We start from the raw sequence: 15,653 nt of genomic DNA, 5'->3' as shown, positions 1-15,653 counted from the left end.
TTGTGCATCATCCCACGGCGTTCATTATCATGTTGATATTTAACAATATTTTCGAAGAACCCCTGAAGGGGGTGCCGGGGTTTGGGGGCTGCGCTTAGTGCGCCATCGTGATCGTCACGGGCGATCATCAGCGCGCTCAGCGAGTTCACGTCACGCACGGCACCGAACTTCATCCTTTCCGCCTCACAATTCAAGCCCACCGATTCGGCGGAGCCCTCGGGGCCTCCGCGAGCTGGGCTTCTGGCTATCCAGTCGTCTTGCGATACCGCCCTTTCCTCGGTGATCCAACATAGCATATGAGATCTGCCGCCTTGAGCGCGGCGATGTCCCGTCGGGCGGTCTTCAGACTGACGTCCCAAACAGCCGCGATCTCCCTGGCGTCGCATCGACCCTCGACGACTCGGCCCAGAAACCAGCGTTGTCGCTCATTGATGTCTGCCCGATCAGGGACATTTATTGGGTCACGTTCAGGGACACGTTCAGGGTCATATTCTCGCGCACCCGTTGCTGAACGTCCGCCAGCGGCTTCGCCGGCCGCATAGGCTTCACGGGCTCTGGCGAGCGATATGCGATCCACCGGGCCGGTCAACGGGATCGCCGCAGGGCCTTCGAGCAGGCCGAGCACGAAGGCCCTGATGACGGGCGACGAAACTACCAGGCGCAGGAAATACACCGTATCCGGCCCGTGCTGCGCTGAGAGCCAATGCTTCACGGTCCTCTCGCTCGCATCGGTCTGACGCATGAGCTGCTTGATCGCGCGCCGGCTGTCTCCATGCTCTTTGCGCAGCAGCTCGGCGATGGTCTGCGCGTAGGTGTCGCGTCCGCCAAGAACGCCTGTCCATAGAGGAAATTTCCTGCCCGTTTTCGGCAACATCTTCCGTTTTCTCCGCAGCTAGACTGGTTTCCGTGCGGAGTGGCGGCAAAGCCCCGTCATGCGCTGCGGCGGTAGGTCGCCCGGACCGCCGCAGGCAATTTCGGGAGGGCGTAATGTGATGGGCCAGCGACTTTACGATGAACGGTCAGGGCAGCCTGAACGTCCTCTTCGGGCTGCCGAATACGTCCGCATGTCCACGGACCATCAAAAATATTCGACTGAAAACCAGTCCGACGCGATCAAGCAGTATGCCGAAGCACGCGGAATAGAGATCGTCAGAACTTATGCCGACGCCGGGAAGAGCGGCCTCAAGATAGAAGGCCGTGACGCGCTCAGGCAGCTCATTGAGGACGTGCAGTCCGGGAGCGTCGATTTCACCTTGGTTCTCGTCTATGACGTCAGCCGCTGGGGCCGCTTTCAGGATGCCGACGAGAGCGCCTACTACGAATATATCTGCCGGCAGGCCGGCATCGCCGTCGAGTATTGCGCGGAGCAATTCGACAACGACGGCAGCCCAATCTCGACCATCGTCAAAGGGGTCAAGCGTGCGATGGCCGGCGAGTATAGCCGCGAGCTATCGTCCAAGGTGTTCGCGGGCCAGGGGCGGCTGATCGAGAAGGGCTACCGTCAGGGCGGACCTGCCGGCTTCGGGCTGCGCCGAACCTTGATCGACGAGCAAGGCGTCATCAAAGGGGTTCTCGACCGCGGAGAACACAAGAGCATCCAGACCGATCGGGTGATCCTGACGCTTGGCCCCGCGGAAGAAGTCGAGCTGGTGCGCGGCATCTACCAAGCCTTCGTCCATCAGGGATACAGCGAGCGGGAAATTGCGGCCGATCTCAACCAACGTTGCATTCCGACCGATCTTGGACGCCCTTGGACCAGGGGAACGGTCCACCAGATTCTGATCAATGAGAAGTATGTCGGCGACAACGTGTGGAATCGCCGCTCCTTCAAGTTGAAGAAGAAGCGCGTCCAAAACGACCCCGAGATGTGGATCAGGTCGCAGGACGCCTTCGCGGCCGTCGTCGAACGCGAACTGTTCGAGGCGGCAAGAACCATCATCAGTGCGCGCTCCTTCCGCCTGAGCGACGAGGAGATGCTGCAATCTCTGAGGAGGCTCTACCAACAGAAGGGTTTGCTATCCGGTATCGTCATCGACGAATGCGAGGGGATGCCATCCAGCAGCGCCTACAGTTCCCGCTTTGGTAGCCTGCTTCGCGCCTACAGCCTCGTGGGTTTCACACCGGATCGCGATTACCGCTACGTCGAAATCAACCGCGAGCTGCGCAAGTTCCATCCCGAAATACTCCGCGAGGTGCTCGACGGATTGCGGGCTGCAGGCAGCGATGCCTGGCAAGATCTCCAGACCGACCGAGTGATCGTCAACGGCGAGTTCAGCCTCTCTGTGGTGGTGGCCCGGTGCGTCGAGACGCCGACCGGGCTGCTGCGGTGGAATCTACGCTTCGACACCTCGCTTGCGCCCGACATCACGATCGTCGTGCGAATGGACAGCGCCAATCGCGCGCCGTTCGACTATTACCTGTTCCCGCGCATCGACATGCTCTCCGAAAAGCTGCGGCTGGGAGAGGAAAATGCTCTCGCGTTCGATGCCTACCGCTTCGACGGCCTTGATCTTCTCTATGACATCGCCACGCCCATTCCTCTTGGGGAGGCCGCCTGATGCCTGCTGTTCGACCGAACAGGATCGAAATGATCCCCATCTCCCGGATCACGGTGCTGAACCCACGCGCGCGCAACAAGCGCCAGCATCGGGAGATCGTGAACAACATCGAGGCCATCGGCCTGAAGCGGCCGATCACGGTGAGCCGCCGTGATGGCGCCGGGGGGCCGAGATACGATCTCGTCTGCGGCGAAGGGAGGCTGGAAGCCTTCCAGATGCTGGGCCAGACCGAGATTCCGGCTGTGGTGATCGAGGCCAGCGAGAGCGAGTGCCTCGTAATGAGTCTGGTCGAAAATATCGCGCGGCGCACCCCACGTCCCATCGACCTCATGAAGGAGATCGGCGCTCTGCGCTCTCGTGGCTACAGCGATACGGAGATCGCCGAGAAGATCGGCGTCGGTGCGTCCTGGGTCAATATGATCGCCTCGCTTCTTGAGCGTGGCGAGGAGCGGCTGGTGGCCGCGGTCGAGACCGGCCTCATCCCGATCACCCTGGCGATGGAGATTTCCAAGGCCGAGACGGAAGAGGCGCAGAACCTGCTCCTTGACGCCTATGAGACCGGCAAGCTCAGGGGCAAGAAGCTGGCCGCCGTGCGCCGCCTGCTCGACATGCGGATGCGAAGTCAACGCAAGGGCGGCTTACCTGCCGGGCGCCTGGGTCGGAAAGGCACTAACTCCCGCCGGATGACGGCCGCCGATCTGATGCAGGTCTATCAGCGCGAGGCCGAAAAGCAGCGCCTGCTCGTCAAGAAGTCGGATTTCACCCAGACCCGACTGTTGTTCGTCGTCGAGGCGCTGAAGGATCTGCTGGCCAACGACGGGTTCATCAATCTGCTGAGAGCGGAAGGGTTGGCGACCATGCCTCGGGCGCTCGAAGCTCGCGTGGCTGGAGGCGACCATGCGTAACGAACCGAAGGGCCAGGAGGATGGGCGTATCCATCTCGCCTTCGACCGCGATTTCCTGACGATTCCCGTCGCGGCAATCGTTCCACTCAAGGTGCTACCCGATGGCGCCAGGGCTAGCCGATCCTATTCGCAGGTTCTGAGCTCCATCAAAGCGATCGGTCTGATTGAAGCGCCCGTCGTCATGGCGGACACAAAGAATGCCGGAACCTGGTTCCTCCTCGATGGTCATCTTCGGGTCGAGGCGCTGAAAGAACTCGGCATCGACGAGGTCGAGTGCCTGCTTGCCACCGATGATGACACCTACACCTATAACAAGCGCGTAAATCGCATCCCGCCGATCCAAGAGCACCGGATGATTACGCGGGCGATGGATCGAGGCGTGTCGTCGGCTGACATTGCAGATGCCCTGAACCTCCAGGTGCAGTCTGTGCTGCGGCGTTCCCGGTTGCTGGAGGGGATCAGCGCCGAGGCAGCAGAGATGCTGAAGGATACGCCTTGCTCGATGAAGGTGTTCGACATTCTGCGTCAGATGACAGCCGTCCGGCAGATTGAAGCCGCCGATCTGATGATCGGCCAGAACAATTTTACGGTCATGTTTGCGCGCGCGCTGCGCGCTGCGACATCCGAAAACCAGCTTGCCGCCACCAAGAGGGGAAAGGGCGGCGGCAAGCCGACGCCCTCGGGTCAACAGATCGCCCGGATGGAACGGGAACTGGCGGCGCTCCAGACCCAAGTGAAGTCGGTCGAGGAAACCTACGGTATCGACAATCTGCATTTGACTGTCGCGCGCGGATACATCGCCAAGCTCCTTGCGAACAGTCGGGTGGTCCGCTGGCTGGCGACGTATCAGCAGGACTATCTCAGCGAGTTTCAGAAGATCGCTGAGATCGACACGTTCGGCCCGATCGCGGAAACGCCGGGCCCGTGAGTTCAGATACGGGGACCCGGACCTGATAAGCGCGGGGACCATGGGAGAAGCCGCACTGTGGGGCGGATCAAGCATGGTGGTGGGAATGGCGGCGAACCCGCATAAGGCCCACTAGGCTGGCCGTCATATGGTCCAGCCGCATGAGAGGTGGTTTGCCTCGCATGAACTGAAGACGGGCGGGCGCGTCGGGAGCGCCGACCGGCGCGCCCGTCATTTGTGCTGGGCGATCACGCGCGATCCTCGGCGTCTTGCTCAATTCGCTTGGAGGCGTGGCATTGCACGCGATTCCTGTCGTCCCACGCCTCAAGCTCATCCACACGGTAGAGAACCGCCTTGCCGATTTTTACGAACGATGGCCCGATCTTCATCGCACGCCAGTTCCGAAGCGTGCCGACGGAAACGCTGCCACGATAGCGTTCGGCTACCTCTTCCGGTGTGAGGAATGTGGTCTCTGACATAAGCCCTCCTTCGGCAGAAGATCTGCCGTTGATGGTCGAGCGCGAGGCGCATTTCGGGATGTGTCGGTCATTCAGAGGCACCGGCACGCTGACCGAGCTTCGATGGCGCACGCTCCTGCATGACCGAACATGAGCGCGCGGAAGTGGCCAGTGAAGTGTCAATCGTCAGGCGTAGGGAACGCGGCTAGTCATGGATATAAATAGGCGGGCGGAGGTGATCGTCCCACTCGTAAACCATAACGGCATCAAGCGTAGCGCACAGCGGAAGGGCTGTTAGGGGAGACGCGAGGCACGCCCTATGCGGCTATGCGCTGCCCATGACCCGCAATTTCATCGCGCGGGTTTCCAGCAGATAGGTTTCGACTCCGGCGAGCAAATGCAGCCCTTCCTCGGTGATCGCCGCCCGCGACAGGCCGGGCTGAATGATGCGGACGTCAAATTCGTAGCGATAGTCCTGCCAGCTCGCTTTCAGCCGCTTGAGGAACGCGGCGTTCCCATATTCGAAGCGGGAACCTTGCCCCTTGTCGAGGCGCAGCTTCTCGCGCCTGAGCATATGCGTGAACATGCGGCTGGGACGGTCGCGCCAGCGGGCGGATTTTTGGGCCTGCCCGCACACTTCGTAGAGATCTTTCACGCGGGCGCCGGGTGTGTTGGCGCTCGAAAACTTACAATGATGGAGCGTGACTTGGACCAGGCCCTCGGTGAGGCGGAGCGTCACCACATCTGCTATCTCGCCGGCTCCATCGTCGTCGAAAATCAGATCGTAGGTGTCCCCATCGGCGAGCAAGGTCTCGATGACGCGCCGCTGGACGGAATCTGCACGTTTTTCTGACCCTTGCGATTCTGCTCGGATATTCGTCCCCGACCAGTCCCAAACCTCGATCCGATCTGAAGGATAAGGCTCGACCTGAACACCATCGGGCAGAGCATAAAGGTGGCTGTAGATCAGGAGAGAGCCGTCTCCGAAATCAATCTGCGGGGAGTCTTCGCCAAAGGATTCAGACAGCGTCTTCACCTTGCCGCCGACCTTGATCGTCGCCTTCGGCCCTGAGCGTTGCGGATAGCGGGCGCCGCCTTCCGCGAACACGATTTCGAACTCGGCGATCTGTGTATCGCTGCGCACTGCGAAGCGCAGCGGCCCAGTGCGTTCGTGGTCCACGAGTTCGATGTCGCATTCCGCGAATGGTGCGGCGACCTCGTCGAAGCTGATCTCGATCCGGTCCTCGATCTGTGTCAGCAGAGATTCCGGCCAGTGAATTGCGACGGGTGGAACGCTCGGCCGCTCATTGATCTGGCGGGGGCGCATGGCGCTCTTGAAGACGCCATCGGTGGTGATGCCCGGATCGTTGATTGCCGCGCCAATGTCACTGCACCACTCGACCCAATCGGTGAGGTCGCGAACAGGAGAGATCGACCAGAATTTCCCTTTGGCCGAGCAGCCGCGCGAGGCCGGCACGCCATCCAGGAAGCCGGTCGCAAAGACATTGTTCTTGATACGGGATTGCGATTTCGCGGTGTCCAACCCGTCGGCGACGTCCACGCCCATATACATCGAATAGCGCACGCCACGGCCCTGATGGTGCGTGAGCCCGAGGTTGCGCAGGATGAGACGATTGAAGCCATGAAGACTGCGAAAAACTTCCTCACCTTCGACGCGCCGCGTCGTGTCACCGCAGACAGCCTTGGCCAGTCGATCATAGGGGCCTTTGGCCGAGCTGCTGATGTAGAGGAGCTTCTTGTCGGGATCCCAGTGCATCATATGCAGATCCCAGACGATGTTGGTGGCGTGCTGTGCGGTCGTCCAGCCCGCCTGCTCCTCCGAGCGGGTGACGAAGATGGCCACCCGCTGATGCGGGTTGACCTTCATGCCGAGATAGACGCCGGGATTATAGAGGTCTTCGGCACGTAGCGGCTCCCAGGCGTCGCAAGCCGTGCGATAGACCACGGCGTTCATCTTCGGTTCGAGCGTCTGTAAGGGAATGTCGCTGAGATCGCCGACAAAGCCCTTGAACATCTCGGCACGCCGAACCTGCCGGTCAATTTTAGCGGTGCTTAGAGCCTCGACCAGAGCGTTCCAGTCGGCGTCCTCGGCATAGAGCTTGGCGAGCGACCGATCGATGTCGTCCACGCCGGTGTTGGCGATGACGGTTGCGTCGCCCAAGCGCGGATCCTGCCGGGTGAAGCGGCCGACGAACTGGATGGTGACGGCGATGCTTTTGTGCGGATCATGCAGCCCTGCGATCTTCAGTTCCGGCAGATCGAAGCCTTCGCCCAGCATGTCGACGCATACGATGATCCGGCTTTCGAAGCGTCGCAGCGCGGCAAGGCTCGCGCGGCGCTCGCGGATCGACTGCTGGCTATGAACGATGACCGGGCGGAACTCGGGGAACATCGTGCTGTAGAGCTGGTGAAGATCCTTGGCGCGTTCGATCGTTTGGCAACGCGCCATGGCGAGATGATTGAGGCCGGCCTTCATGTCGGCCTGGAGGACTTCACCGAGCTTCTCGGCGATCGCAGGGTCGGCATCGGGCTGATCGAGCCCGAATACCGCCTCGAACCGGATCGGCTTGAAATAGCCCTCGGCCTGCGCCTTCTTGAGCGGGTAGGTATAGATGAACTCGCCGTCGACGCGCCTGCCGTCCTCACGGAATGGAGTAGCGGTGAACTGGAAGATCGGAAGCGGCGGATCCCGGTCGATGAAGAGGCCACGGAACCGCGACCAGGTCGGCGCGCCGATATGGTGCGCCTCGTCGATGAACAAAGCCGATGCACGGGCTGCTAGCCGCTCCTGAACCGGGGCTTCCGCCCGGCCGGCGATCTGCATCGTGGTGACGACGACATTGGCGCTGTCGAAGATTTCATCGACTTCGGCCTGGCTGGTCGGGATATGCGAGAGCCGCATGACCAAGGGGAAGGCTGCGGCCTGATCGAGGCATTTCTGCTGTTTCAGGACGCCGAAGGTCTCGAATTTGCCCGCGATCTGATCGCGCAGCGCGTCGGTAGGCACCACCACCAGCAGGCGCTCGAACCGCTGGTTGGCATTGAGCGCCAGCATTGTTTCGGTCTTACCCGTGCCCGTTGGCATGACGATGGTGGCCGGTTCCGTCGATCGCGTCGCGTGGGCAAGCGCGGCATGGAGCGCGCCGATTTGCGGACGCCGCAGGCCAGGCTGCGCCGGCTGATCGCCCGCCGCAGTTCGTCCTTCGCGCAAATGAATCGCGTCGGTCCAGGAAGTGGAGACGGCCGTCAGGCGCTCGGCGCGCGCGGAGCGATCCAGCGTGTCGATGCTGGTAGGCGGAGCATTCATCCACCGGCCTTCACCCAGTTCGAGCGTTTCGGCGATCCGTTCCGGCTCCGTTGCGCCGGGCACAAGGAGAACGAGATCGGCTTCCAATGGCGTCGCCGTCTTCGCACTGATGATCTTGAGAACCTCGCCGGATTCGAGGGTCGTCTCGTAACCATTGACGCGGCGGATGGCGAAGGGGCGCAGCCGGCTACGCACCCGCCGCGCCGGAACTGCCAACTGGCGCACAGGGCTTCCCAGCACCTTGCCGTCAACGGCAAACCGAGCCGGCAGGAGGAGTTCGACCTCGGGGTTGAAGAGATCGCCCTGGTTGGAGCCGGCGGGTCGCTTGCGGGAGGCCATAGTGTCTCCCTCCGTCAGGCCGCCACCGTCTGCGGCGAGGGCGCGACGGCAATTGCCGTTCCCCCCGTCATCAGGACGATCAGTCCGCGCTCGGCGCCGGTCATATCGAGATAGGCGCGGACCTGAGCCCGATAGTGGTCGAGCGTCTGAGCGTCGGGATTCACGTCGCTCTTCCAGTCGACGACCACGACCGGCCGGCCATCGCCGCCGACTGTCAGTGCGTCGGCGATCCCGGCAGTTGCGGTTTCCACGCCGTCGGTCGCCTGTGCGGCATAGACGGGAAATTCGGCCAGAAGACCCGGCCGCAGGGCCGCGATGTCGGGCAACGCCAGGGTCCGAACGACACAGGCCGCCAATTCTTCAGCCGACAGCCCCGTCGCCGGGTCGGCGACCGGAGACCGGCCGAGGGCGCGGATGAGGTCGGCCGCCCGTTCGGTAAGGGCGGCTTCCGCCTCTGGGGTTTCGCCGGTCAGCACCTCTTCCATGAGCTTGTGGAGGATCAGCCCACGTTCCCGGCCGCCCTGCACGAGAGCGGCGGCCTCCAGCTCGGGAGGCTGGTCGTCGGTCGACCCCATCCAGAGCGCAGCTTCTTCTTCCCGCAACACCGTCCCGGCGGCGTTTTCGTCGCGGCTGGGCGCAAGCCAAGTCAGCCGCGTCTGTCCGGCGGCGATGGCTTCGGCTTCGGCGGCGAAGCTCGCGCGCGTCTGGGTATTGTCCACGCCCGCTCCTGCGGCCGTGAGGCCGACGGGCAGGTGGGAGACGTCCAGGCCGGGTAGGTCGGCGAGCGACAGATCGACGAGACCGATCCAGGCCGATTTCGACGGTGTGGTGTTGAGCCGGGACAGGACGAGAAGTTCGCGGGCGCGGGTGGCCGCGACATACCAGAGCCGGATGCGCTCGCGGTCCAGCTCTTCCTTTTCCGCCTGGCGGGCGGTTTCGTAGCCCTCCGGCGTGACGCCAAGGACCGGGCAATAGAAGGTTTCGGTCTGGCGGTCGATGACGGCGCTTTCGGGCGCCATGATGCCGGTCATGGTGTTGACCGGAATGACTATCGGCCATTCCAGCCCCTTGGCCGCGTGCATGGTGAAGAGCGCGACCGCTTCCTCCTGCGCGTCGGGCCGTCCCTCGACGGCGCGCGCCTCGTCGGACCACGCCGCTGTCATCGCCTCGGCGAAGGCGCGCAGGCCGCGCACGGCGTAGCCGGTCGATAGGCTGAGATAGAGATCGACATTGGCGAGCGCGCGCTCGGCCTGGCCGCGATGGCGCTCGAGGAGGAGCGGGCGGACGCGCATCACGTCCACGGCCTGCGAGAGCAGTTCGTGCGGGGTCGTGCTGTTGGCGCGCCGGGAGAGCGATTGCAGCCGCTCGATGACCTCGCGCGCGAGCGGGTGCGCGATGACGGCGGGTTCGATGCTGAGATCCAGGCGCGGAATCCGATCCGGCTGTTCTTCCGAGCGCGGAAGCGCCCAGATAATGTCCAGCAGGTATTCCTCGGTGAGGCCGACCAGAGGCCCGCGCAGCAGCGCGCCGAGCGCCAGCGTGTCGCGGCGGTCGGCCAGAACGCGGGTCAGCGCGATCAGGTCCTGGATTTCCTGGCGGCGGAACAGCCCCTTGCCGGCCTGGGTCGCCACGGGGATGCCGCGGCGCTCCAGGGCTTCCTCATAGCGCCACAGCTCCGCGCCGGTCGGCGCCAGCAAGGCGATGTCGCCCGGCTGGCAGGGACGCTCCGCGCCGCTGCGACGGTCGATGATGGGATGGCTTTCGATCAGCCGGGCGCACAGCTCGGCGATGGCGTCGGCTTCGGCGTCGCGCTGCTGTTCGGCGCTGGCCTTGCCGTTTTCGTCAGCCACGGCGATGTCGAGAGCCGCGACGCATAGGCCGCCCCGGTCGTCATGGAACGGGTCGAGAGCGGTAAAGCCCGGCTGCCCATCGGCCGAGAGCACGGCCTCGAAGCGCTCGTTGACGAAGGTGAGGATCGAGGCGCAGGAGCGGAAATTGGTGGAGATCGACAGGAGGCTGCCGGGGTCCTGGGCGCGGAAGGCGTCGCGCGCCTGCACATAGGCTCCGACATCGGCGCCCCGGAAGCGATAGATCGCCTGCTTGGGGTCGCCGACCAGGAAGAGCGCGCCCGGCCGGATGCGGAAGCGGGTCCAGTCGTCATCGCCATCGGCCGGTTCGCCGCACAGTCGCCAGAAGATCTCGGTTTGCAGGGGATCGGTATCCTGGAACTCGTCGACCAGGACATGGGCGAATCGCTGCCCCAGCGCCCGGCGCACGGCATCATGGTCGCGCAGCAAGTCGCGCGCGGCGAAAATCAGATCGTCGAAATCGAGCTGGGCGCTGGCGCGCTTGTGGTTGCGATAGCGTTGCAGGATCGGACACGCTTCGTCGATCAGCGCCGCCAGGGCATGGCCGGCGGCGGCCTGCCCGAGCGCGACCCAGGCGTCGCAGCAGGCGGTGTAGTGGGTCTCGGCGTCGTCGTTCAGCCGGTCGCCGTCGGCCTTGGAGAGACCAGCCTGCTTGGCTGCGGCGGCCCATTTGCCCTTCTTGCGATAGGAGGCGAAGGCGCCGGCCTTGGTGCAAAGGTCCGGGTGGGGCCGTGAGGTCAGGAGGCGTACGAGGCCCCCAGGCGTCGCGGGATCGGGACCGTTCGCCAAGGCGGTCGCCATTTCGGCCAACCGCTCGACGATCGTTACCGTTTCCGGCTCGGCCGCCGCCACACCGTCCATGAAGCCCGCGAAATCCGCAGCGGCCTGCCGGAACGCCGTCAGGTGGCCGTCAAGCGGGGAGACGGGCGGGGCTGAGAGCGTGGGGCGGCGGCGCAGATTCTCGGCGATCTTATGGATGAGCGCCACGGTCTCGCCGGGGCTGTGCAGCACCATCTCGGCCAGGATGCCGCCCTGGCCGCCGGACAGGCGTTCGCGCAGCCAGCCATCGACAATCTCGAGGAAGGTGAGATCGGCCTGGTTGCGATCCATGACGCCGGCGCCGGGATCAATGTCGGCCTCCGCCGGATAGGGCTTAATGAGGCGCTGGCAGAAGCCGTGGATGGTCGAGCAGGTGATTTCGTCGATCGCCGCGCTGGCGGCGGCGAGATTGTCGCGGTGGGCCTGGGACAGCCCATCGGGAAGCGCCACGCGCAGTTCGGTCGCGATCGTGCCGGCCGAGAGGTCGGCGACGAACTCGCGGACACGCGACAGCAGCTCGCTCGCGGCGAGTTCGGTAAAGGTGACGGCGACGATGGAACGCGGCGCAACGCCTTCGGCCAGCATGGCGGCGATGCGGCCGGCCATGACGGCGGTCTTGCCGGAGCCCGCGCCGGCCTCGACGAGGATCGAGCGATCATGGAGGCTGATCGCATCGCGGCGCGCGCCGTCGTCCTTCAGCACCTTGGACACGCTGCTCATCATTCCGCCTCCCAGACCTGTGCGACTTCGCCCAGCCGCTCCGTCGCGGCCGGCATTTTGCGTTTGCAATAGGTGGCGCTGGCGTTGGCCGGCAGGGCGAAGGCGAGGTCGTCATAGTCGCCGCCGGTATCCGGGCCAGGCAGGGCCGCGCCGCTGGCGAGACTCGCTCTCGCCGCGCGCAGATAGCCCGTGATCTCCGAGAGCACGGCTTCGGGATCGTCGAGTTGAAGATCAACCGGCTCGCGCGGGTAGAGCAGCGAGGCGCTGATGGCAACGTCGTCGCCGAGGAGCGCCTTCACTGCGAAGGCATAAAGGCAGCGTTGAAGCTCGCGTCCGCCGTTCAGCCGGATCTCGCTCCGCGGTGGGCGGCCGGTCTTGTAGTCGCGCACCAGCGCGCGCTTGCCATCGCCGGAGATGTCGAGCCGGTCGATATAGCCGGCGATGTTGAAGCCCGTGTCGGGAATCGTGACCGGCGTGCTCGCATCCCAAGGGGTTTCCGCGTCGGATTTCGGTTCCGAGCCGCCGAAAGGCACCTCTCCATAGGAGCGTGCGCCCGGCAGCAGGTCATCGCCATAGGACAGGGCGCGGCCCGCCATCGCGCGAGCGTCGTCGAGGGTGCGCCCCCAGATGACGGCCGGCGGAACCGGACGCTCGCTTTCCCAATCGGCGGCGACGGCCTGCGCGGCCTGCGCCACCGCCGCTTCGATGGTCCCCATGTTGGCGGAGGCAAGGCCATCTCCGGTTTCGAGGTCGCGCAGGGCGCGATCGAGAACCATATGGACGAGATCGCCGATCCCGAGCGCGTCGAGCACGAGCGGTTCGGCGCTGCTCTGTGGTTCGCGCCATCCGAACGCATAGACCCAGACGAAGCTGAGCGGATTGCGCAGCAGGCGGCGCAGCGAGCTGGCCGACTGGGTGCGGCCAAGGGTGGCGAGAACGAGCGGATGATCCGCCCGCACGAGCCCGTCATGGGGGGTGATCTCGGCCTGCCGCCAGTCGCGCCAGCAGCCCTGCGCGCCGACCGCTTGCGGATCCGCGGCGAACTCCTGGGGCCGGGCTATGAGGCGGTCGGTTTCGCTGAAAGCATGCGCCGGCGTCGCGTTGCGGCGCAGATAGGTTTCGTCGCCACGTCCGGCGAGCAGAGGGCTGCGACCCAGGAGACGCCCATCGCTGTCGCGCCGGGCGCGCGAGAGAACGACGGTATCGGCCGTTGTAGCGAGGATCGTCTCGAAATCGCGGCGGTCGGCGAGGTTGACCGGCAGCGGATCGAGCTCCGGGGTCGGGATGATATGGTCCGGGATCAGCCGGTCCTCGGCGATCCCGCGCGGCCAGCGCGAGGAATTGAGCCCGAGGAGCCGCACGAAGCGGCGGGGCGACGCCGCGAGTGCGCTGGCCGGCATCCAGGCGACGCAGACGCACGCTTCCAGTCCGTCGTCCTGCTTCAGGGCTTCCAGCGTCGCGTCGATCGAGGCGGCGGGGCCGGCGAGCAGCGCCTTCCGCCAGACCGCGAGCGCGCGGCCTTTGAGGAAGGCTTCTCCGATCTCGCTGGCGGCCTCCGATCCTTTTGCCAGGATCTCGACCGCCGTGCGCAGCACCGGAGCGTGGTCGGCACCGTCGGGCCAGTCTTCCGGCGTCAACCGAGCCAGCAGGCGGTTCCAGGCGCTCGGCGTCGAAAGCGGCGCATCGGTCGGCAGAACGCGCAGCCAGCCTTCGGGCAGGGTCTTGAAAGGCCCGTTGTCCCGGCAGAGCGCCGCGAGGCGGCGTAGCCGCGACTGCGAGAGGCCGCGGACCACGATGTCGGCCAGCGCCGCAGCCGCCTGGCCCTCGCGGGTGGTGACGGTGCGGACGCCATGGACGAAGTGCAGGTCGATGTTGGCGTCGGCGCGCAGGGCCAGGAAATGATCGTCATAGTCGGCGGGCGAGGCGGTCGCGATGGCGATCTCCGAAGGCGAGACGCCCGAGGCAAGCAGGCTGCGCGCCCAGCGCATCGCCTCGATGGCCTCGTGATAGGCCGTCGCGGCGCTGACGGCGCTGATCCCCGGCGCTTGCGCCGGTGCGCGCGCGACCGTGACGCTGGTGCCGTCCAGCCATGCGGGAACGCTCCTCGGGCCGGCCGACCACCGCACGGGAATATGGGCGGTGAGAGCTTGGAGCAGCGGCCGCCAGCATGGCGAGAGTTCGGTAAGGCCGACGATCTCCATCGGGCCGAGGACCGCCGGCGCATGAGCGATACGGGCGGTCGCGGCGGCGACGATGTCGAGAGGCCGCATCATGCCGGGCGGAAGCTGGTCGAGGACGGCCGCTTCCAGACGCGCGACAGCGGCGAGGCGCGGATGATCGGCCGCGCGTGCGGCAAGATCGATGCCCGCGCGCCAGGCTTTGTGGAGCGTGTCGGCCGCCGCGTCGATCATGCCAGGAAGGGCCTTGATGCTCTCCAGTTCGCCCATCGGCGTTGTGGGCAGGGCCGCCTGGATAGCCGCGCGCAGGCTCTCGTTGTCGATAGGACGGGCGAAGCCGCCCGCGAGCCGGACGGCGGCCTGCTCGAAGGACATGATCTGGAGGCCGTGGCGACCGCCACGGCCCGCCGTCAGGCGGCTCTCTCGCATGGCGAGGCGACCGTGAACGACTAGGGTGGATCGATGCGCGATGGTCATGGCCGCCCTCCTTCCGGGTGCTGCTCAGGGCTGGGCGTCGCGCCGGGGATCCGACGTTTCAAGCTGTACCGCTGCATGTCTAGCCCCCTTTCTCGTGTTCGATTGCCCATTGACGAAAGCCCATAATGGGAATAATAATTACACGGACTAAGATAGATTGTCCATATAGTTTTTATGCTCACTAACGCGAGGCGGAAGAATGGCAGAGGCCGCGACGGCGTTGAAATGGGGGGTGGGGCGCCGGCTCGAGTTCATCGAGTTCCGGCTGTTCTGGGAGGGCTCGATCAACCGGGCCGACCTCGTGGAGGCGTTTGGCGTATCGGTGCCGCAGGCGTCCAAGGATTTGACGCTCTATCAGGAGCGAGCGCCGGGAAACATGGAGTATGACACCCGCGCCAAGCGCTATGTCGCCGCCGAAAAGTTCGTTCTGCGCTTCCTTGAGCCGGACCCCTACATCTATCTCTCGCAGCTTCGCTCGGTCGCTGAAGGGGCCGTGCCCGCAAGCGATTCGTGGATTGCGGCGCTTCCCAGCGCCGATGTTGCGCTGACGCCCAGGCGGGACATCGACATCGAGGTTCTGCGCAAGATTCTCGACGCCAGCCGCGAGGGCGTCTCTGTCGATATCTTCTACCAGTCCATGAACAAGGCGCGGCCGGACCCCATCTGGCGCCGGATCACGCCGCACGCCTTCGGCTATGACGGCTTCCGCTGGCACGCGCGGGCCTATTGCCACCTTGAGCACAAGTTCAAGGATTTCCTGCTGCCGCGCATTCTGGAGGTTGGAGCGAAGGGTGAGCCGGGCGTGCCGGGCGAGCAGGACTGGCTCTGGAACAACTATTTCGACGTCATTATCGGCCCGCATCCAGCACTCACGCCGAGCCAGAAGAAGGTTGTCGCCAAGGATTATGGGCTGGATCAGGGAAACGGCGTGCTCACGGTTCGTTACGCGATGCTCTTCTATGTTTTGAAGCGCCTGGGTTTGCTTGGTGACGCCGCGAAACAGAGCGCCCATACGCAGCATATCGTAACGATAAACCGCAAAGAAACTGAGGCTGCGCTTGAGAAGGCGGAGTTTCAGCTATGAGAGAATCGGGGGG

At 64.6% G+C, this 15,653-nt stretch carries 9 protein-coding genes; 4 read left to right on the top strand and 5 right to left on the bottom strand.

The features are described 5' to 3' along the window. Nucleotides 1-244: 244 nt before the first annotated feature. The gene (locus tag M9H71_RS19360) at nt 245-874 is read right to left on the bottom strand and encodes a hypothetical protein (RefSeq protein WP_455406554.1); all 630 of its coding nucleotides are present in this window, start codon (nt 872-874) and stop codon (nt 245-247) included. Nucleotides 875-992: 118 nt separating this feature from the next. Here M9H71_RS19360 and M9H71_RS19355 point away from each other — a divergent pair, with 118 nt between their 5' ends. The 3 genes from M9H71_RS19355 to M9H71_RS19345 are packed head-to-tail and all read left to right on the top strand — an operon-like array spanning nt 993 to nt 4,391. Then, nucleotides 993-2,558: a recombinase family protein gene (locus tag M9H71_RS19355; RefSeq protein WP_455406553.1), complete on the top strand. Its 1,566-nt coding sequence runs from the start codon at nt 993-995 to the stop codon at nt 2,556-2,558. Between the two features lie 29 nt (nt 2,559-2,587). Next, on the top strand, nt 2,588-3,463 hold the full coding sequence (locus tag M9H71_RS19350; protein WP_455406552.1) for a plasmid partitioning protein RepB C-terminal domain-containing protein: 876 nt from the start codon (nt 2,588-2,590) through the stop codon (nt 3,461-3,463). Beyond that, nucleotides 3,456-4,391 carry a plasmid partitioning protein RepB C-terminal domain-containing protein gene (locus tag M9H71_RS19345; protein WP_455406551.1) on the top strand — a complete coding sequence of 312 codons (936 nt, stop codon included), beginning with the start codon at nt 3,456-3,458 and terminating at the stop codon, nt 4,389-4,391. The genes M9H71_RS19350 and M9H71_RS19345 overlap by 8 nt, the downstream gene beginning before the upstream one ends. Before the next feature lie 227 nt (nt 4,392-4,618). On the opposite strand, the gene M9H71_RS19340 is transcribed toward M9H71_RS19345, so the two are convergent. The 4 genes from M9H71_RS19340 to M9H71_RS19325 form a co-directional block, all read right to left on the bottom strand. Continuing rightward, complete coding sequence (locus M9H71_RS19340) at nt 4,619-4,849, bottom strand: helix-turn-helix transcriptional regulator (protein ID WP_455406550.1); 231 nt, start codon at nt 4,847-4,849, stop codon at nt 4,619-4,621. A gap of 304 nt (nt 4,850-5,153) precedes the next feature. Next, on the bottom strand, nt 5,154-8,495 hold the full coding sequence (locus tag M9H71_RS19335; protein WP_455406549.1) for a DEAD/DEAH box helicase: 3,342 nt from the start codon (nt 8,493-8,495) through the stop codon (nt 5,154-5,156). A 14-nt stretch (nt 8,496-8,509) separates the two neighbouring features. Continuing rightward, a complete protein-coding gene (locus M9H71_RS19330) occupies nt 8,510-11,902 on the bottom strand; it encodes a UvrD-helicase domain-containing protein (protein ID WP_455406548.1) in 3,393 nt (1,130 codons plus the stop codon). After that, the gene (locus tag M9H71_RS19325) at nt 11,902-14,556 is read right to left on the bottom strand and encodes a PD-(D/E)XK nuclease family protein (protein WP_455406547.1); all 2,655 of its coding nucleotides are present in this window, start codon (nt 14,554-14,556) and stop codon (nt 11,902-11,904) included. Before M9H71_RS19325 ends, M9H71_RS19330 begins: the two co-directional genes overlap by 1 nt. A 199-nt stretch (nt 14,557-14,755) precedes the next feature. On the opposite strand from M9H71_RS19325, the gene M9H71_RS19320 reads away from it, so the two are divergent. Further along, nucleotides 14,756-15,640: a WYL domain-containing protein gene (locus M9H71_RS19320; RefSeq protein ID WP_455406546.1), complete on the top strand. Its 885-nt coding sequence runs from the start codon at nt 14,756-14,758 to the stop codon at nt 15,638-15,640. The last annotated feature ends 13 nt before the right edge of the window (nt 15,641-15,653 follow it).

The organism is Rhodopseudomonas parapalustris, from assembly GCF_053772255.1.
This window is presented reverse-complemented; position numbering and strand designations above follow the sequence as displayed.

Bases quoted from the DNA above. Each gene is read 5' to 3' on its own strand.
- M9H71_RS19360 (WP_455406554.1), bottom strand. From the start codon at position 874: ATGTTGCCGAAAACGGGCAGGAAATTTCCTCTATGGACAGGCGTTCTT.
- M9H71_RS19355 (WP_455406553.1), top strand. From the start codon at position 993: ATGGGCCAGCGACTTTACGATGAACGGTCAGGGCAGCCTGAACGTCCT.
- M9H71_RS19350 (WP_455406552.1), top strand. From the start codon at position 2,588: ATGATCCCCATCTCCCGGATCACGGTGCTGAACCCACGCGCGCGCAAC.
- M9H71_RS19345 (WP_455406551.1), top strand. From the start codon at position 3,456: ATGCGTAACGAACCGAAGGGCCAGGAGGATGGGCGTATCCATCTCGCC.
- M9H71_RS19340 (WP_455406550.1), bottom strand. From the start codon at position 4,849: ATGTCAGAGACCACATTCCTCACACCGGAAGAGGTAGCCGAACGCTAT.
- M9H71_RS19335 (WP_455406549.1), bottom strand. From the start codon at position 8,495: ATGGCCTCCCGCAAGCGACCCGCCGGCTCCAACCAGGGCGATCTCTTC.
- M9H71_RS19330 (WP_455406548.1), bottom strand. From the start codon at position 11,902: ATGAGCAGCGTGTCCAAGGTGCTGAAGGACGACGGCGCGCGCCGCGAT.
- M9H71_RS19325 (WP_455406547.1), bottom strand. From the start codon at position 14,556: ATGACCATCGCGCATCGATCCACCCTAGTCGTTCACGGTCGCCTCGCC.
- M9H71_RS19320 (WP_455406546.1), top strand. From the start codon at position 14,756: ATGGCAGAGGCCGCGACGGCGTTGAAATGGGGGGTGGGGCGCCGGCTC.